Raw genomic sequence first — 19,491 nt, 5'->3', positions numbered from 1 at the left:
AACGTGCAAGAAACAGTGAAGATGAAAAGAAAATAAAACGGTATCTCTCGAAAAAAAAGAGAAATTCCGCTTTGAAAACTATTAACTTGAGTTGGGAATTTTAAATGAGATTTTTAAGTCAAACAAAAAACCAAAAAGAGATGAATAAGATTTTTTCAACATTTCTCCTTGCAGCCCTGCTGTTCGCAATCATCGGTTGTGAGAGTGGCAAGAAGGAGCTCCCGAGGATTGCCATTGCCGGACTCGCCATCGAGTCGAGCACCTTTTCGCCCGCCGTTTCCAACGAGGAGGCGTTCCGGGCACGATATGGCGACAGCGTTTTCACCTACTACCCCTTCTTTGCTCCCGACTCGGGTATCATCGACCGTGCCGTATGGCTTCCCACACTGCGGGGACATGCCATGCCCGGCGGCATCGTGACCCGCGAGGCATACGAATCGCTGGTTTCAAAAACGTTGGACAGTCTAAAGGCGAAACTGCCGCTGGATGCCATCTTCTTCGATATTCACGGGGCAATGAGCGTTCAGGGTCTGGATGATCCCGAAGGGGACTTCCTGCTGCGTATCCGTGATCTGGTGGGCACCGACGTACTGATCTCCACCTCGATGGACCTGCACGGAAGTGTCTCCCCCCGCCTGATACAGAATAGCGACCTGATCACCTGTTACCGGATGGCTCCGCACGAGGATGCCATCGAATCGAAAAAACGGGCGGTAACCAACCTGCTCGATCGTCTTGAAAACGGAAAGGGGAAACCGGCATACAAGGCGTGGATTCCCGTACCCATCCTGCTCCCGGGTGAAAAGACCAGTACCCGCATCGAACCGGGCAAGAGTCTCTATGCCCAGATACCGACAGTGATCGACAAGGATAAGGTGATCGACGCTGCCATCTGGATGTCCTATCCCTGGGCGGATGAACCCCGTAACCACGGCGTGGTGGTCGCTTACGGCGACGACAAGGAGGCAGTGGGAAAAGCGGCCGAGAAGCTGGCAACCCATTTCTGGAGCGTGAGGAATGAGTTTGAATTTGTAGCGCCCACCGTCTATCTGGAAGAGGCGCTCGACAAGGCTGTGGCGAGCGACAAGAAACCGTTTATCATTAGCGATATGGGGGACAATCCCACTGCCGGTGGTGCAGGCGATGTCACCTGGACACTGCATGAGATACTGAAAAGGCCAGAGTTTCAGCGACCCAACGCCAAATCGCTGATTTATGCCTCCATACCCGATGCAAAATTTGTGAGGCTGGCAAAGGAGATCGGCGTAGGCGGCACGATCGATGCGACGGCCGGTGCCGTAGTCGACCACCGGTTCGCCCCTCCCGTCAGGATAAAGGGAACCATTACCGCCATTTATGAAGGGCACCCCAATGCCAAAACAGAGGTGGTGGTCAAGACCGGCAACATCTCGGTGATCGTTACCGAACGGCGGATGGCCTACCATATCGAAAAGGATTTCACCAAACTGGGACTGAATCCGCGGGAAACCGACATCGTGGTGGTGAAGATCGGCTATCTCGAGCCGGAACTTTACGAGATGCGGGCCGACTGGCTGATGGCGATGACCCCGGGTGGTGTGGATCAGGACCTGCTCCGTCTGGACTACAAGCGACTCAATCGCCCCATCTTTCCGCTGGATCCCGATATGGCCGATCCCGACTTGAGTGCAAGATTTATTCCCTTGTCGGATGAGATATTGAGATAATTGCGATGACTAGAAAAGAGCGCTTCACCCATGTGATCAACTGGTTTCAGGAGAATGCCGAGTCGTCTGAGACAGAACTTCATTATGGCAATAACTTCCAGTTGCTTATAGCCGTTATCCTGTCGGCACAATGTACCGACAAACGGGTAAACCAGATCACACCGGCACTCTTCGAGGCATTTCCAACCCCGGAGGTGCTGGCAGCATCATCGCCAGATGAGGTTTTCGAGTATATCAAATCCTGCTCTTATCCCAACAACAAGGCCAAAAATCTGGTCGGCATGGCAAAAAGGCTCGTTGACAATTTCAACAGCGAGATACCATCAACCCTCGACGAACTGCTCACCATTCCGGGGGTAGGCAGAAAGACGGCCAACGTGATATTGTCCGTTGCGTTCGATCTCCCTGCCATGGCGGTAGATACCCACGTATTCAGGGTCTCGAACCGGATTGGATTGACGGACAACTCGAAATCGCCGCTTGAAACCGAACGCGAGCTTGTCAAACATATCCCCGAAGAGCTGTTGTCTCGGGCTCATCACTGGCTGATCCTGCACGGCAGATATGTCTGTATTGCACGAAAACCCAAGTGTGACATCTGCGGATTGAAAAACTGGTGCAAATATTATCAGAAGGAGATTGCCGGACGGCACGGACAGGGTTAAGCCGGAGATAACTTCAAAGAAGACGGGAGTGCTGTTTTGAACAACACTCCCGTCATTTATTTCAGCCTGTCAATTACTGTCTCACCGAGAACTTGTAGATGCAACGGCTGGTATATTTCTCACCCGGCTTCAGGTATGGTGAAGGCCACTCTGGCTTGTTGGGCGAATCGGGATATTTCTGCGACTCCAGACAGATGGCACTCCGCTTGTTGTAGACAATTCCCCTCTTTCCCGTCATGGTCCCGTCGAGGAAATTACCGGTGTAAACCTGCATGCCCGGCTCGGATGTGTAGACATCCAGCTGGATTCCGGTAACCGGAGAGACTACGGTTGCAGCAAGCTGCGAGACATCTCCCTTGGCGTTCAATACCCAGTTGTGGTCATATCCCCTGCCGTACTTCAACTGAACAAAGGTGGTGTCGTTGATCCGGTCGCCGATAGCCGTCTCAACCGTAAAGTCCAGGGGTGTACCCTTAACCGGTTCAATCTTTCCGGTAGTCATGAAGGTGTCGTCAACCGGGGTATAACTATCGGCATAGATGGTCAGGAGATGATCCAGAACAGTATTGTTGGGATCACCGCTCAGGTTGAAATAGGAGTGGTTGGTCAGGTTGACAACTGTCTCCTTGTCGGTCTCCGCCTCATACTGAATGTCGATGGCGTTGTCGTCCGTCAGCTTCATCGTAATCTGCACATTCAGGTTACCGGGAAATCCGGCCTCGCCGTCTACCGAGAGGTAGGTCAGCACAACCGTCTGACTGTCGGGCTGTACTCCCTTGAACACCTTGGTATCATAACCCTCCGGACCACCGTGCAACGTATGTCCAAAATTGTTCAGCGGGAGCTGGTACTCAACCCCGGCGACTGTTATCTTACCATGTGCGATACGGTTTCCGTAACGGCCAATGGTGGCTCCCAGGTTGTTGGGAACGCTGGTATAACCCTGGATTGAGTCGAAACCCAAGACAACATCCTGCAGCGTACCGTTTTTGTCGGGCACCATCACCGACACAATACGTCCCCCGTAGTTGGTAACGGTAACCTCTACCCCGTTGGCATTTTTCAATACGTAGAGGTCGGTGGAGTCACCATTTACGACCGACTGGAAATGACTTCTCTTCAAACCCGAGAGCGTGGTGGGCTCTTCGGGGGTTCCTTTTGGATTGGGCGTACAGGCGATCATGGCGGCTACGCCTACGACCCATGCTGTTAAACGATTTAGTTTCATCATGTTATTCTCTTTTTTATATTATAATGAGTATCCGGTCTAACCAAGTAAGACAAAATTAGATCATTTCAACTACAATCTACCCTATTTTGAAAAAAATTTCTCGGCGCGACCGGGAGAGAGCAGCTCCCAGAGTGAGGCCACAGTCCAGCCCGGGGCGTAGTAGTCGTTATAAAACCCTTTCCCGTTCTTGCCGTAATCCCAGTTGGTATGTTGCACCACCTCCGGGTAATAGCCGATCTTGGATATTCCGCACATGTGTCCCTCAAACGGCAGCAGCTGGCGCATTGATGACGAGATTACCCGCACGAAATTGCTGAAGCGGGGTTCACTATATCTCTCCGATAGCCAGTTGAGGACCGACCCAAATTCGAAGATGAAGACGTCGATATGGTTGTTTTCAACCGAAACGTTGCCCCATCCCCTGGTTTTCAGTCCGATGTCACCTATCATCTGCCCCTTTGCGAACGGCACATCCCACATGTAATACCAGGAGAGGGCAAAGTAGGAGGCTTTACGACAAAGGTCGGCATACCATTGTTGTTCCTCACCCGTAGAGTTCAGTGCCAGGTAATACATTGCAGTTGCCGCATAGAGCGATGCCTCCTTATCTTCACAGTTGGCGTCGAGGGTAGAGGAAAAATAATCTGCTTTCGATATGATCTCACGTTCCAGGTAATCGGCTGTCTTCTTGGCGGCATCAAGATATTTCGGTTGCTTGAAATAGGCGTATGCCATCACCAGGGGAAGGGTGGCCGACGGGGTACTTCCGCCGCTCGCATCCTTGACGGCGAGACGGTCGTTGAACTTCCTCGGGAAACTGCCATCCTCGTTTTGCAACAGCAGGACACGGTCGAGCAAGGTTTGCAGTTTCGCTTCCCATTCCGGATGGTTCCGGCCATTCTCCTTCTCGAACTGAAGGAAATGCATCATTGCGTAGAGCCCCTCCGATTGACGCCGGATGCTTAAGTTCGCTGCCTCGGTCTCCTTGTCGTAGTAGACATGTTCACGGAAAAAACCGTTGGGGGTAAAACCATGTTGCAGGTAGCTCTCGAAAACGGTATAGCTGTTGGTGACCAGTTCCGGCCGGTTGTGCTGTAACCCATACTCAAGTGCGTTGTAAGCATTGAGCAGTACCCGACCCACGAAACCGATCTCCGCACGCGGCACGCTTTCGCTGGTTGCCACGAGAAGTCCCTCACCGGAGGTGAACTTCAGGGGATAGTCCTCCACAAAGCTCTGGGTAAAATATTGTGAAAGGATCTCCTTTACAAACGCATCGCTGAAAGATATGGTGACCGGTTCAGGACGCCAAGTGTCGTAACAGTACTCCCACGACTTGCGGATAAGCTCTGAAAAATCGGTTGCTTTACCCGATTTCACCATCCAGGTCAACCTGATCGATTTCCCTTTTTCCAGGAATTGGAATGCCTCGACTGAAGGAGCCAGTGTAAGTTTGCGGATATAGCTCTTCGGAGTCTCCTGGTATGGGTATCCGAATGAGAGCATGGCATCGCCCTCCCTGTTTTCGAAACCGGTGTAGCCGATGGAGGTGATGCCCGAAATGATCACTTCACCCTCCTTGTGGGTGGTCAGTGCATCATGCTTGAAATCGTCCTTTCGCATAACCGACGTGTAGGCACCCGACTTCTCATTAAAAATGGCGGTCATCGGCACACTCAGCCTATCCTCCCGTACCGTCCAGCTGTCGGAAGTATGGAACGATGGGGCCTCCTTGGGTGAGCGAAGGTTACGGCGATACCAGAAACCGGGCATGTAGAACTGGCAGTCGTCATGGGCATACCGGGTATCGAACCACTGCTTGAAGTTGAAGTAAAGATCTTCTTTGGCCTTGATCTCCACCTCTATCACATGTTCGGTGCCTTGAAGAGTTGAGGAGACCCGGTTCTCCTTGACCGTTCGTGTAATCACCACTGGAATCTCCCGGTCGGCCTTCAGACGGGTGGTTTTACCTCTCTCTACCCCCTGCAGGGAGTAGCGTATCGCGGGGTTACCAGGTGTTTTTATTGCGATGGATGAGCTGATTTGATTCTCTCCCACTTGGGCCGTTGCCTGTAGTGTACTCCAGATCAGTAGCGCAAACAGCACACAAAGGAATTTAGGGTATCTTTTCATTTGATATTGTTTTGATTGTTAAAAATTGGTCTTGGGGCCATAAACGATGGGCTGTTATCTACCACATAGGGCCATCCCTCTTTCCACCTGATCTGGTCCAGTATCAGACGGCGCCCCTTCGGATTCTCCACCGAGTAGGCGTGGTAGAACATCCAGTCCTGCCCCTTGCTATCCTGTACGATCTCCGAGTTATGGCCAGTACCCACAAAACGGCTGTTCCGCTGGATCAGCAGCTCATGATGGTTCTCCATCATAGAACGTCCCTGCTTGTCGGTATAGGGACCAAACAGGTTTTTTGAACGGCCGACGACGGTTGTGTAGGTACTCTTTAGCCCCTCGCAGCAGCTTCCCACCGAAGCGAACAGATAGTAGTACCCATTTCGCTTATGGATGTACACCCCCTCATAAGCCGTACCGGCAATCTGTCGCTTCTCGGCACCCGGCTTCACGCTCAATCCGTCGTCAGCAAGTTCGATGGCATAGATGCCACGGAAGCTGCCCCAGAAGAGGTACCTCTTTCCCTTCTCTTCAATGTAGAAGGGGTCGATGGAGTTCTGTACGCCAATCTCGTTGCTGCGAAACAGTTTGCCGCGATCGGTGAAGGGTCCCTCGGGGCTGTCGGCAGTTGCTACGCCAATTCCGCAGGTCCACTCACCACCCCAGACCGACATGGAGTAATAGAGTACGTAGGTGCCGTTGATATAGTTGATGTCCGGCGCCCAGATTCCCCCCTTGGGCTCAAAGCTGGGGCGGGTCTGATCGGTAAAGGCGGTACCCACGAAGGTCCAGTCCACCAGGTTCGGAGAGCGGAAAATGGGAGTATTTCGGGTATCTTCGGTGGCATAGAGGTAGAAGTTACCATCCTTTGCCCGGATTACCGTCGGATCGGGGAGGCTCCGGTCGACCACCGGATTCCGGTAGACCATGTTCTCGTCCTGGGGTGAAGGAGTCTCATTGAGTCCTCCAGCAGTTTTACATCCTGACAGGAAGAGAAGTAAAAACAGCAGTTGAATAATCTGACAACTTATTTTCATTCAATTTTTTTTATTTTCCCTTTAATCATCCAGATTCCAATTTTTCCGCCTTCGAAGTTTGTGGAAGTCAGTGCTGCAATTGTATTACCTCCTAGATCGGCCAATGAATTCCATTTGGCTTCCCTCGAAAGCGGAACAACGAAAGGTCGGGACGGATTATGGAAATCCGATGGTGTAGAGCTCACCTGCACCTCCATAGTCGATCGTTCCCAGTCTGAGCCTCTGTTGTGTGTAGTCTGATAGGAGAGAACATAAACATCACTCTCGGTTCGAATAAGATAGGGAGCTCCGGCATATACCGTATCAGGTAGCACAGACCTTAAGGCAGCATAGCGGTAAGGTGAATCTCCCGGCACGGCATTGCCCCATGGATTGTAAACAGAACTGCGAATGATGTATGGTTTGAATTGTCCCGACAGGTTATCTTCAATAGCCACATAGATATTCGTGCCGTCATGGATGGCTACAGGCATCCCATCCCGATGACCCTGCCTGAAACTGACGGTTGATGGCTTTTCACTCCATGTATGACCGTGATCTACAGATTGTATCATGGAGATTTCTTGTTCATCCGAGTTGCGGTAAGGTAATTCATTTGCGAAATAGATATGAATCGTCCCATCTGGCAAGATCAGAAAAGAGGGTTCCCAACAACCATCCCCAAAAAAAGGGGCAGCCCTATAGAGTATTTGTGCCGGACACCATGTTCTTCCCATATCGACACTTCTTTTCAACGCAATTGAAAAGGGGTAGATTCCCTCCTTCACGGGTCGTAAGTTACATGCCAGCAAAATATCTCCATTGATCAACTGAACCATTTCGGGGTTGGCAATATTAACTGTTGTAAAGGAGGAAGAGTGTGGATCCACATATTCAAACTTCTCATATGCAGTTACAGGGTCATCCCAGGTGACACCTTCATCACGGCTCTTCTTTACAACCACATCACCTCGCCTATTCTCATATGCTACCAATAACGTACCGTCGTTTAAACGGCATAAACGGGGATAACCTCCCTCCTCTGCTATGCGGAAGAGGGAGGTTTTATCCCACTCTATGTAATACTCTTCTTGATTGTCCTGTCCTGGCTGGCAGGCAGTAATTATGAGAGTGAAAACTAAAATATAGATCAGTTGTTCAATATATTGCATATCTCCTGATTAACTTTCCGAACCCGACCTTCGTCAATTTTAACTACGGCCCTGTCATAGGTCATCAGTCCATTCACTTCAACCTCCACGTCGGTGGTCTGGGTGTATACTGCTGCGGAGAATCCTTGGCGGATCAGCTGTTTCAGCTGTTCAGCATATTTAACATACTCGTTGGTCACCTCCTCCGAGCTGTTGAACTGTACATAGCCCCAGTTACGGTCGGGTTCCCACAGATGTTCCTTGTTTGCCCAACCGATGCCACCATATTCGCCGAGGACGGTTGCCCGCTGGCCGTCATAGAGGTACATCCTGGGTTGCGGATAGTTATGCAGGTCGAGCATATCCCCAACATGATAATGGTTGCCACCACTGGCCGGGTTCACCAGGCGTGAGGGATCATACTGTTTGGTCCACTCTACGATCTCCTTTGTCTTGAATTGACCCCAGGCTTCGTTGAACGGAACCCAAACACCAACTGAAGGATAGGAATAGAGGTAATCGATGATCTCTTTCCACTCTTTTCGGTAATTGGCTTCCGACTCGGGCGAACGCAATCTTTCAACACCGGTGAAATATTCGTGCATCTGCCACTCGGGACTCTTGTCGCCGTTAGGCATGTCTTGCCACACGATGATACCGAGCTGGTCGCAATGCATGTACCAACGGGCAGGCTCCACCTTCACATGTTTGCGGATCATGTTGAAGCCAAAATCCTTGGTTTTTTCGACATCATACCTCAGTGCTTCGTCGGTAGGAGCGGTGTAGAGTCCGTCGGGCCACCATCCCTGATCGAGCGGGCCAAACTGGAATAGATCCTTGTTGTTCAACTGAAGACGAACAATTCCCTTATCATCGCGCTTGGTGGAGAATTTACGCATTGCGGTGTAGCTCTTTACCTTATCCACCGTTTTTGCACCCTCAACCAAGGTCACTTCAAGGTCATAGAGGAAAGGATCGTTGGGCGACCATAACCTGGCATTGGCAGGCATGGAGACCTCAACCGGCTGATTATTGATCGATTGACCGGTGGCGACAACCTGTGAACCTGCCATCACCTTCACCACAACCTTGTCTGACGGGGCAGAACCGTTGACGCATGCCTTGACGCTGATGATGTTTTTGTCGATGTCGGGAGTAATCTTCACATTCTCGATATATTTTTCAGGAACAGGTTCCAACCATACAGTCTGCCAGATACCGCTCACCGGGGTATACCATATGCCGTGCGGGTTGTTCACCTGTTTACCTCTCGGTTGATATCCATCATCGGTTCCATCCCATACCTTTACGACAAGTTTATTGGCTCCACTCTTCAAAGCAGGTGTAATATCGAAAGAAAACGGTGTATAGCCTCCGGTGTGTTGTCCCACCTTGATATCGTTCACCCAGACATCAGCTTTCCAGTCGACAGCTCCGAAATGGAGCAGTATCCTGTTGTTTTTCCAGTTGGATGGAACGGTAAACTCGCGATGGTACCACAGTTCGTTGTCACCCCCCACTCGTTTCTGCACTCCCGATAGACTAGACTCAACGGCAAACGGAACCAGAATCTTCCCATCGAACGATGTAGGTTCCTGTTTTCCTACCGGCAGGATGGCATAATTCCATAACCCGTTCAAGTTTTGCCACTGCGAACGCTCCATGATGGGCCGGGGATATTCAGGCAATACGTTGTTCACATCAATCTCTGCTGCCCAACGTGTCTTTATCCTGTCACCCGCCGGTTTCCACTGGGCGGACAGTGAAAATGTTGCTGCAAGCAAAATAAATAGGACTAATTTTGATTTCATATTGATACTAATTTAAAAATTTATGTGTTTGGCACCACGAAAATAGTCATTTAAAAAGGAACAAATGTGAGGAAACTGCTCAAAAAGTGTAAAAACCATCTCAAAAACCCTTTTATGGCTCAAAATCCTTCGGCAAGACCCCGAATTGCTGTTGAAAGCATTTCGAAAAATAGGAAGGTGAGTTGAACCCGACCATGTAACAGATCTCATTTACCTTATATGTCTTCTCTTTTAGCAGTTGTGCCGCCCTTTTCAAACGCTCCACCCTGATATACTCGTTGGGCGTAAGATTGAGAACACCCTTGATTTTCCGGTAAAAACTGGCCCTGCTCATATTAAAATGTTCTGCGATCTCCTCCACGATAAAGCCTGAATTGTCTATATTCTCCACCACGATTGCATGCAGTTTCCGGATAAACTCCTCATCCGATTTGGTGAGCGCAACACTATTGGCCCCGATATATGGATGTTTCAGGAAAGTTTCACGCAATTTCTCCCGGTTCTGCAGCAGGTTGGCAATTTGAGCCATCAACACCTCCAGCGAAAAGGGTTTTTCTATATAGGCATCCGCACCAATCTCGAAACCTTGAACCTTCGACTCCACATTCACCTTTGCTGTGAGCAGAATTACCGGAATGTGACTGAATTCGATATCCGACTTTATCCTCCTTGTAAATTCAAAACCATCCATCCCGGGCATCATGATGTCGCAAACCACCAGATTGACGTTGTTTTCACGCAGCACATCCAGTGCCTCACTCCCGTTTCTTGCCAATAAAACATTGTAATATTCATTAAGTAGGTTGCTTTCAAAATTCAATAGCTCCAAGTCATCATCAACCAACACAATTGTTTTCTTTGTATTTGATTCAGCATCATTGTAACTTACATATAGTTCATTGCTTTCAACAATTTCGGGCTTCTTTTCCATTACGCTGATATCACCAACTGGTAAGGTCAAATGAAATCTGTTTGTTACAGAATCATTTTCCAGTCTCAAAGTTCCATTATGCAGCTGAGCCAGAGAACTTGCAAGAGCTAAACCTATACCTGTACCTGAACCATTCACTACTTCACTGGCACCAAATTGTACAAAGGGTTTAAATAACTCCTCTTCATACTCCTGAGGAATCAATTCTCCATCATTCTCAGTCAATAGATGAAATTGCTGTGTGTCATTATTTATAAAAGCCTTAACTCTGACATAACTTTCACAATACTTAATACCATTGTTTAATAGATTGCTTACAATTTTTAAAAAAGCATCCTTATCAATTTGAACGTACATATCTGAGTCAGGCAGTATAAATTCAAACTCTACTCCTTTTTGTATGGCTAGAGGGGTAAAACGCAGCTGCGACTCCTTAATCAATTCAGTTACGTTATGAGCTTTAAGACTAAGAACAAATGAGTCCGATTCCGTTTTACGAAAGTCTAGCAGCTGATTTGTCAAGTATAGCAATCTATCAGTATTTTTTTGCATAATCAGCAGATTATCTTTTATACTATCAGAAACTGACTCTTTCATAAGGACATGATCAAGAGGAGCCTTTATCAATGTGAGTGGAGTTCTTATTTCATGAGCAACGTTTGTAAAGAAGTTGATCTTTGAGCGAAACAACTCTCTCTCCTTCAATTGCTCAAAGTCTCTCATCTCTTTTACACGTTTTAGTTTGACACGATTGTGCAAGTATCTATATGACAGAAACAAGCCACCAAGTATTATTAGAGAATAAATAAGATATGCCCAACCTGTTAACCAATATGGCGGCTTTATTATTATTGATAAAGTCCTATTTACTGTTATTTGCTCATTACTGTCATAACCACCGGACGCAAGATGCAGTTTATATTTACCTGGCTTCAAGTTAGAGTATATTAACTGTTGTCCGGCGGTTGACTTTATCCAATCTTCATCAAAACCTTCAAGTTTATAGTATATGTTGTTTTTACTTAAACCTGAATAGTCTAAGATGGTATAATTGAAACTAACTGAATTTTGATTATATGGTAGTTGAATCTCATCAGTGTAAATTATGCTTTGCTTCAGAATGGAATTGTTAACAGAGGGACTTATTCTTCGATTGTTTATAAAAAGATCTGTGAAGAGTGCTTCACTCTTTATATTAAAAGATAACAATTCAGTAGGATTGAAGCGAATGAATCCATCTAATGAGCCAAAATATATATTATCACTTGAATCCTTAAAACTTGACTTATAGTTAAATTGATTTGATTTAAGACCATTATCTACTGTATAGTTCACAAAAAATTCTTTTTCCGGATCAAATCTAACCAGACCTTGATTAGTAGATAACCATAGCTTACCTTCAACATCTTCCTGAATTTGATAGACCACATCATTATTAAGTCCATTTGATGTATTATAGGTTGTAAATTTCTCCGTTTTATAATCGAACTGTCCAAATCCCCCTCCCTGTGTTGTTACCCACAGTCTCCTCTTGCTATCTTCAAATATAGAAGTCGGTTTGTTATATGGTAATGAACCATCTAGCGAAGCATCATGAAGAAATATCTTCCATTCGTTATTAGATGGGTCAAATCTATATACACCATCTAAAAATGTAGATATCCAAATATAACCCTTACTATCTTCAAAAATATCCTGGATAGAGATCCCTTTAAGTATCTCAACTCTATTAAATTGATCTTTTTCTTCATCATAAATATCAACTCCCGATAAAGTACCAATCCATAAGTGCCCCTGTCTGTCCTTACACATTGCAAATGTACTGTTGTGTGATATTGAGTGAGGGTCATCCGACTTAACGTAAGTAACCAATTCCCCTGTTACAGTATTGTATTTGTTCAACCCTTTAGAGTATGTGGAAATCCATAATAAATCACCATCCTGAAACAATGTATGGATATTGGAGTATAAAGATCTTAAAGTTTGCGGTAAAGGAAGAAAGGAGTTGTTTTTGGGATCAAACAGATTAAGACCTCCATCTTCTGTACCTATCCAGATATTTCCATCAGGTGCATTACAAAACTCTCTTACTCTTTTTCCCTTTAGGCTCTGTTCATTTAATACAGGGTAGAACAATTCAAAATTTCTGTTCACATTTGAGTAGTAATCTACACCTCCAAAATAAGAACCGACCCAAACACCCCCATCTTTGTCTCTATATATTGAATAGATGGCATTGTCAGAAATAGAATTGGGAATAGCGGGATTATGACGTAAATTTATTACTTCACCACTGTTTGATTTAATAATAAAAATACCTGACTCTGTTCCAATCCAAAGTGTATTTGGATCAACTCTCTCAATTGTCCTGACAAATATTGGTTGTCCATTAGCATCTTTATCCAAAATTACATTGTGAGTCTTATTAACCGTATTAATAGCAACCAGCCCTTTTTGCGAAGTAGCGACAAGTAAAATGTTGCTTTGATCTGAATAAACATCAAGCACTTCACCTGTTTGCAATAATAGCTCAGGGTCATCTTCCAGATTGAATTCAGTAATCTCCTCTTTATTTTTATCAATATGCAGAATAATAGATGAGTATCTGAATACCCATACACCTTTGTTTTTGGAAGGATAAAGGCTTACCATTTTCAATCCATCTTCTACAATTGGTATTGTATAAAATTTAAGAACATCTTCTTCAAGGTTATAGTGGAAGATGCCCTTACTTTCAACCGACATCCAGATATCTCCACTATCATCAATAACCATATCTGTAACAACTCCATTTACAGATAAATTATCGGTTGTTTTTTTATCAAATACATGAAAGACCTCCTTAATAACATCATATGTATACACCCCATTTTCAGTTGATACCCAGATATTGTTATTTCTGTCCTGAATTATTCTGTGGAAAACATTATCACATAGCTCTCCATCAGGAGAAAACTTAAAGAGTTTGAATGTGGTACCGTCAAACCTATTTAGTCCATCTTTCGTGCCAAACCACATAAATCCCATGTTGTCCTGCATTATGGTTCTTACGGTATTTTGCGACAACCCGTTATCAGTATTGTAATGTTTAAAAGAGTAGCCGGCATTTGCTACTGATGCCAGGCTACTGCTTGAAACTGCTAAAAAGAACACTATAAAAAGCAGATGTACCAACCTAATCATTTTTTAAAAAAATCGATATAGTATTATATATTAATTGCTTTTGCCGGTCAATTCCTTGATTAAATCAACCTCCTCCCGACTATAGGGAGTACCATCATTACGAAAAATATCATGAAACCAAACAGTTGGTTCAGATCCGTCTGGCATAGGAGTATCCCAGGCATATATCGTATTGGTTTTACCTGCTACCAAACCCCAGTTATATGCACCGATATTCTCAGATTTCAATATAGGCATCGTATTCTGAAATGTGCTGTTTCTTGTACGAGCCATATACTCTGTACATATCAACGGTTTTTCCGTTAATGTTCTTAATGTATCTATCATGCTCTGATGATTTTCAGCACTCCCATAATTGTGATATGTTATTACATCTGAATTATTCAACTGATACTCAGATATTTCTTCTAAATTCCAGCTCCATACTCCGGAGGATAAAGGCTGTGAAGGATTCACTTCCCTACCCCAAGTAAAAACTTTTTCCAATAGTGGCATGCTTTTATTACCATATCCTGAGTTACCCGGTTCATTATATAGGTCCCACAAAACAATTCGCTCATCATCACCAAAAGTGGTCAGTATATCTTTGACATATAACTCTAGATTAGTAATCATATCCGGATTGATATAAATTGAATCACCAGGATCCCTTAACCATCCTGAATTATGAATACCTGGTTTAGGCCCAGGTTGCACCCCTGCTTCATATGTAGGATTCCAGCAGTCATCAAAAATAACAAACATTGTAGATATTCCATGACTCTCTGCAATTTCAAGATAATCATTAATTCTGTTTTTAAAACCATCCGGATCAATCTGCCAAGCCAAATGATGCAGATAAACACGCATAGAATTAAACCCTATGCTTTCTGCAAAACCTAACTCTCTGTCTATTGTCTCAGGATCAAATGTATCCTCCTGCCACATCTCTAATTGATTAATTGCAGTGCTGGGAATGAAATTTGAACCTCTCAACCATTGTTGTTGCGCATACCATTCATTGGCTTTCTGTGCATTCCATACTTCTCTTACTGTTATATCTTCCGTATTTTCATTATTAGCCTGATTGCAGGAGTAGATAATGTTTATCGAAAATATAAGTATTGCTACATAAAGGACTCTTTTCATACTCTGTTTTTTATTGGGTTACTTCAATCAATATCTATTCATCAAATATACCATTATATTATTCGATCTTTTTTAAGTATACAGGGAAGGCAGATATTCTTAACCTTGCTGCACCCATAGGAATTAGTGTAATAGTATCAGTCTCCTTTTCAAATTTAATATTCTCCTTTATGGGCAATTCAGCTGTAAGTCCATACTGATCTATTCCCCAGCCTATAACTCTCTTCCCTTTTGCAATTATCTGAATAGGCGGACTCTCTGTGGTGAATGGATAATGATCAGCAGGCCATGTTGTTTTTACAACCTTGAAGTTCTTTTCAATAGGTAACAAATCATCTATTTCCAGGGCATAATTCCATTCACTTCCCGGATATATTTCATAACTAGGCCACTTCTCCTGATCAGCATCTTTCTGCCATTTTGAATCACCAATTGCAGTTTCAATGCTGCTTACTTTCTCATAGTTTTCCTTGATCTTCAATGAAAAGGTCAATGGTCCATAATTTATGCTTCTACTATTCTGGTTTACATGCCATACCGATTGAGATAATTTCATCGGAATATTAAATACAACTTCATCTCCATTTTGCCACTCCTTCTCAATTCGTGCATACTTCCCATTTTCAAGTAATAGATCCAACTTAACACCATTCACAGTAATTGAAGGGTTATCAGTCCATGTAGGAATTCTTAGATAGAGAGGAAAAGCAACTTTTACATTGGTTTGAATTGTAAATTTAACCGATTCTTCAAAAGGATAATTTGTATCTTCAATGATCTTCACCTCTTTTCCATCGGCAACTTTTACATTTGCTGTACAAGGTCCATACATTGCAACCGCAATTCCATTATCTGGTGATGCTAATACAAGATGTTCAATATAGTATGGCCAGCCCTGTCCATGATTATGCTGACAACATCTGCTACTGAATGGGTTCATTGCCAGGAATGGTCCTCTGTTATCTATACCCGGATGATGATTTCTGGAGTCACTTATAGTGTGATTTGGCGAGGTTATGTAACGTAATGATTTCAGATCTGGCATCATCGATGCAGGATAAGAATTAAATGCTACATTTTCACAATGCTCTGCCCAGAAAGGATCGCCTGTTAATCTCAACAATATTTCGTCCGATGCCATCTGTTCAACAAAACCGCAGGTTTCTGTTCCCTGTCGCGGATCAATATACCCCATTCTAGCATTTTCATCTGCTCCAAACATCCCTCCCGGCACTTGACCGAATATGTTACGTATCAAATGGTGTACATTATAGGTGGATATTAGATCTGCCGAGTCTGCCGATAACATATAATAAGTGGCAGGCTCTCTGAAACTTTGTGCAATATTTACATTGTGCCAATTAGGCAATGTAGATCTCTGACGCCAGTTTGCTGTGTTTTTGTGAGTTTTCTCTGCCAGTTCAATTAAAAAATCATCACCTGTTATGTTATAAAGCCAGTAAATACTAAGGAGATTATCGCCCCCGCGACTATTTTCCCAATAATCTTTCAAAAACATATCTTCCGGAAGATTAAGCTGCCATTTGAAATAATTGGTTAATAGATCAATTACTCTTTCGTCCCCTGAGAACTCATAATATGATTGCAGACACCAGGTCATAATCATATTTCCCCAAAGGTCAGGTCTACCATTTTTCTCGATGTAAGGTCCAAAATAACCATCTTCTCTCTGACTCTTGAAAACTGCTTCCAACCAAGTTTTTGTTTCTTCTATCATCTCTTTGTCATTGAGAATATAAGCCATATTACCATACCCCTTAAGCCAATATGGCACCTCTTCCCAACCATAATCACTGCCTGTTCCTAGCCATGCATTGTTTTCCTTGTCAAGCCATGCACTAATTTCACCAAGGTGGCCGTTTAAACCATCTTTTTGGAGTTCAAGCAGCTTTAATGTCCAACCCTCCGGTTTTATATCACCAACAGGAAGCTTGATGAAACTTAACGGCTGCAGTGGGGCCCTATTAGTGATATAATTGTTATTCTCTCTACTTTTATCAGGCCTGTCCACTATTGTAACTTTCATATTGTTCTGTGCTGTTGTGTGCAGTGAAAACATCACTGTTAAGATGGTAAATAGTAAATTTACTTTTTTCATTCTTGGAATTTTTAAGGGATTGACTGATGATCTGTATCTCTGATTCGATAAAGATCAACCAGTTTATCTTTAGATGGTAAATTAAATAATAATTCAGATGCAGTTTGCTGATACCAGTATGCAGTAGAAGAATACTTAAACTCCCTTGTATGTTCCGGTGGACGCGGTGATTGAAACAACATAGTAAAACATTCATCAAAAAAGATAGCATCAGTTTCATGAAAACGATACATTGATATCATTGATCGTAAAGAGTCTTTCAACGGCACCCCGTGAAGTGGTGCATTGAACTCTCCATCTCTGAAATACCACCCACCATTAAAATAGTCCTCTAACCCTGTACCAACAATTGTCGGATTTTTCTCTTCAAACCCATCATCAATATAAATATATTCAGGTGCTTCAAGATATCCCAGGTAGTTTGGAAGCCAGCTCTGCATTGATACACAACAACCTACGAAATGACCTTTACCATTAGTTTTCATTATATACTGAGGTTCAGAACCTGCATTGGTACCGGAGTTATACATACAGTGAAAACGACCCGCATCTGCAGGTAAAACATTGTATGAGGTGTAGTTGGCATTTAGAAAAACATGTGGAACTGATTTATCATGCAGATTCTCTACCTCTATCTTTACTTTATTATATGGCATAGGGAAATAGCAATAAAAACCACCACTTGACATACCTAAATATTTGGAAACAAAGTGCTTGTATTCGCAGTGACCTACCCCAAAAAAGTCTCCAATTGGAGCTTCCACTGATGGAAATTTATTGTCATCCCAATAAATTCTCAGAATAAGTTTTTTCAGGATAGTTGCATCAGGCCACTTTTCTTCTCTCACATCCCAATTTTCCCAAAACCACCCGGATGTGGTCATCCAAAGCCGGGTGATTATACCGGGTGAATCATGTTGTACCAATACTTTTTTTTCACCAGGTTGTATAGGAAAAGCTTTTTGTTTGGTCTCATTGTTAAATGTAGTGAGTTGTCCCGACTTCATATCTCTGATAGAAAAAAGAGGCAAATTCTCTTTATTTAATATTTGGTCCTCATATCTGGAGTATGAATTACCAATTACTCCTAAAGTAGATGTTCCGGCAATAGCACCTAAAGTCATTAATGCTTTTCGTCGGGACTGCCTGTTTATCTCTTTTCTATTACGCATCTTACCGCTATTTATTTAATAAATTATCTCACTACTGTCCACTTAAAATAAATTGAGCGTCAGTTGATTATCATTTCGATCTTTGACATCATTGATATCTATATTGGTAAATAGTTCATTTACAGGAGTTCTATCTAAAAGAGAGATTCCTAAAATTTGCAAAATCTCGTAAGTTGTTCGCTTGATTTGTAAATCGTGTCCTACAATCGCAACCAAACAATATGCGATAATTGCGCTGTATATTTGGATTCTAACCGCATTCCGGGAAGTTCCCCAAAAAGATTTGATCTTTAGATGCTGTTTGATCCATTTGAAGAACAGTTCTATTTGCCAACGGTTCTTATAAAGCATTGCAACCTGATCGGCTGTGAGTTCAAAATTATTTGTAAGGAATATGAGCGTCGTGTTCTTATCCCTGTCATAAAATGCAACTCTCCTGAGGCTTTCAGGATAATCTTTAGATGTGTAGAATCCTTTCAAGAAACCTGTCTGATCGGTCATGACACCTGTAGTTTCATCTACCGGATTATGAGACTTAACTTCAAACTTCAGGTTCTTTTTGGCTCTGACTACAAATGAAGATTCCAGTTTTGTAATCCTATAAAGACGGGTGTAATCAACATATCCTCTGTCGAAGATATAATAGGCACCCACCTCATATGGAATTACATCCATTGCATTCATGTCATTAACCGAAGCAGTTGTAATATGCACAAAAACCGGTATTTGTGTGGTTATATCCAGAAGAGTGTGGATTTTTACTTCACCCTTATTCTTGCGAAACTTAGCCCTCCAGAATACTGACAAGCATAAATCGACGGTTGTGGAATCGAAAGCATAGACTTTACCTTTTATCTCAAAATCATTGTTTTCCAGCTTTTGTCTGGCAACTCCGATGAGATAATAAGCAAATTCTTCAAAGATCCTATAATCGCGATTTTCATTTGCTTTTGAAAGATTACTACGGGTAACACTTTTTCCAAAACCGAGATGGTAACTTTTTCTGCTGTGGGCTTCAATTGCCACAATCAAATCACGTAAACTGTCACGGTTGGTAAGTTGCCCGAACACCATTACAAGAAGTTGATTCCAACATGTAAAATGTTTTACATATCTGTTACCATCATACTTTAAGACAATGGTGTCAAAAACTCGCTGAGGTAAGAATTCTACAATCTGAGCATACACGAATTTGCCTTTGTTCATTGTTCCTTCATAATAAAAAGAACAAAAATAAAAATTCAAATC

Annotated in this window: 12 protein-coding genes; 2 read left to right on the top strand and 10 right to left on the bottom strand. The window is 43.7% G+C overall.

Annotated elements, in window-relative coordinates; genetic code table 11:
* Positions 1-140: 140 nt before the first annotated feature.
* Both ING2E5A_RS07640 and nth read left to right on the top strand, forming a co-directional pair.
* The gene (locus ING2E5A_RS07640) at positions 141-1,706 is read left to right on the top strand and encodes a M81 family metallopeptidase (RefSeq protein WP_071136896.1); all 1,566 of its coding nucleotides are present in this window, start codon (positions 141-143) and stop codon (positions 1,704-1,706) included.
* Between the two features lie 5 nt (positions 1,707-1,711).
* A complete protein-coding gene (gene nth / locus ING2E5A_RS07635; RefSeq protein WP_071136895.1) occupies positions 1,712-2,371 on the top strand; it encodes an endonuclease III in 660 nt (219 codons plus the stop codon).
* A gap of 73 nt (positions 2,372-2,444) precedes the next feature.
* Here the strand turns inward: nth and ING2E5A_RS07630 are convergent, their stop codons facing one another.
* The 10 genes from ING2E5A_RS07630 to ING2E5A_RS07585 all read right to left on the bottom strand — a co-directional run bounded on the left by ING2E5A_RS07630 (position 2,445) and on the right by ING2E5A_RS07585 (position 19,449).
* Positions 2,445-3,602 (bottom strand): aldose epimerase family protein, encoded by a 1,158-nt coding sequence (locus ING2E5A_RS07630; protein ID WP_083373252.1) that lies wholly within the window; start codon positions 3,600-3,602, stop codon positions 2,445-2,447.
* 81 nt (positions 3,603-3,683) lie between these two features.
* On the bottom strand, positions 3,684-5,735 hold the full coding sequence (locus tag ING2E5A_RS07625) for a glycoside hydrolase family protein (protein ID WP_071136893.1): 2,052 nt from the start codon (positions 5,733-5,735) through the stop codon (positions 3,684-3,686).
* On the bottom strand, positions 5,732-6,661 hold the full coding sequence (locus tag ING2E5A_RS07620; RefSeq protein ID WP_231960467.1) for a family 43 glycosylhydrolase: 930 nt from the start codon (positions 6,659-6,661) through the stop codon (positions 5,732-5,734). Before ING2E5A_RS07620 ends, ING2E5A_RS07625 begins: the two co-directional genes overlap by 4 nt.
* A gap of 104 nt (positions 6,662-6,765) precedes the next feature.
* Complete coding sequence (locus ING2E5A_RS07615; protein ID WP_071136891.1) at positions 6,766-7,920, bottom strand: sialidase family protein; 1,155 nt, start codon at positions 7,918-7,920, stop codon at positions 6,766-6,768.
* A complete protein-coding gene (locus ING2E5A_RS07610) occupies positions 7,899-9,710 on the bottom strand; it encodes a glycoside hydrolase family 2 protein (protein WP_071136890.1) in 1,812 nt (603 codons plus the stop codon). Before ING2E5A_RS07610 ends, ING2E5A_RS07615 begins: the two co-directional genes overlap by 22 nt.
* Positions 9,711-9,822: 112 nt before the next feature.
* A complete protein-coding gene (locus ING2E5A_RS07605) occupies positions 9,823-13,824 on the bottom strand; it encodes a hybrid sensor histidine kinase/response regulator transcription factor (protein WP_071136889.1) in 4,002 nt (1,333 codons plus the stop codon).
* 30 nt (positions 13,825-13,854) lie between these two features.
* Positions 13,855-14,952 carry a glycoside hydrolase family 2 TIM barrel-domain containing protein gene (locus ING2E5A_RS07600; RefSeq protein ID WP_071136888.1) on the bottom strand — a complete coding sequence of 366 codons (1,098 nt, stop codon included), beginning with the start codon at positions 14,950-14,952 and terminating at the stop codon, positions 13,855-13,857.
* Positions 14,953-15,010: 58 nt separating this feature from the next.
* Positions 15,011-17,071 carry a beta-L-arabinofuranosidase domain-containing protein gene (locus ING2E5A_RS07595; protein WP_071136887.1) on the bottom strand — a complete coding sequence of 687 codons (2,061 nt, stop codon included), beginning with the start codon at positions 17,069-17,071 and terminating at the stop codon, positions 15,011-15,013.
* An 11-nt stretch (positions 17,072-17,082) separates the two neighbouring features.
* Positions 17,083-18,243, bottom strand: a complete 1,161-nt coding sequence (locus ING2E5A_RS07590) for a glycoside hydrolase family 172 protein (protein WP_071136886.1) — start codon at positions 18,241-18,243, stop codon at positions 17,083-17,085.
* A gap of 42 nt (positions 18,244-18,285) precedes the next feature.
* On the bottom strand, positions 18,286-19,449 hold the full coding sequence (locus ING2E5A_RS07585) for an IS4 family transposase (RefSeq protein ID WP_071136885.1): 1,164 nt from the start codon (positions 19,447-19,449) through the stop codon (positions 18,286-18,288).
* Between the last annotated feature and the right edge of the window lie 42 nt (positions 19,450-19,491).

Source organism: Petrimonas mucosa, from assembly GCF_900095795.1.
GTDB lineage: Bacteria > Bacteroidota > Bacteroidia > Bacteroidales > Dysgonomonadaceae > Petrimonas > Petrimonas mucosa.
This window is presented reverse-complemented; position numbering and strand designations above follow the sequence as displayed.

Bases quoted from the DNA above. Each gene is read 5' to 3' on its own strand.
- ING2E5A_RS07630 (WP_083373252.1), bottom strand. From the start codon at position 3,602: ATGATGAAACTAAATCGTTTAACAGCATGGGTCGTAGGCGTAGCCGCC.
- ING2E5A_RS07595 (WP_071136887.1), bottom strand. From the start codon at position 17,071: ATGAAAAAAGTAAATTTACTATTTACCATCTTAACAGTGATGTTTTCA.
- ING2E5A_RS07590 (WP_071136886.1), bottom strand. From the start codon at position 18,243: ATGCGTAATAGAAAAGAGATAAACAGGCAGTCCCGACGAAAAGCATTA.
- ING2E5A_RS07605 (WP_071136889.1), bottom strand. From the start codon at position 13,824: ATGATTAGGTTGGTACATCTGCTTTTTATAGTGTTCTTTTTAGCAGTT.
- ING2E5A_RS07610 (WP_071136890.1), bottom strand. From the start codon at position 9,710: ATGAAATCAAAATTAGTCCTATTTATTTTGCTTGCAGCAACATTTTCA.
- nth (WP_071136895.1), top strand. From the start codon at position 1,712: ATGACTAGAAAAGAGCGCTTCACCCATGTGATCAACTGGTTTCAGGAG.
- ING2E5A_RS07600 (WP_071136888.1), bottom strand. From the start codon at position 14,952: ATGAAAAGAGTCCTTTATGTAGCAATACTTATATTTTCGATAAACATT.
- ING2E5A_RS07625 (WP_071136893.1), bottom strand. From the start codon at position 5,735: ATGAAAAGATACCCTAAATTCCTTTGTGTGCTGTTTGCGCTACTGATC.
- ING2E5A_RS07585 (WP_071136885.1), bottom strand. From the start codon at position 19,449: ATGAACAAAGGCAAATTCGTGTATGCTCAGATTGTAGAATTCTTACCT.
- ING2E5A_RS07620 (WP_231960467.1), bottom strand. From the start codon at position 6,661: ATGGTCTACCGGAATCCGGTGGTCGACCGGAGCCTCCCCGATCCGACG.
- ING2E5A_RS07615 (WP_071136891.1), bottom strand. From the start codon at position 7,920: ATGCAATATATTGAACAACTGATCTATATTTTAGTTTTCACTCTCATA.
- ING2E5A_RS07640 (WP_071136896.1), top strand. From the start codon at position 141: ATGAATAAGATTTTTTCAACATTTCTCCTTGCAGCCCTGCTGTTCGCA.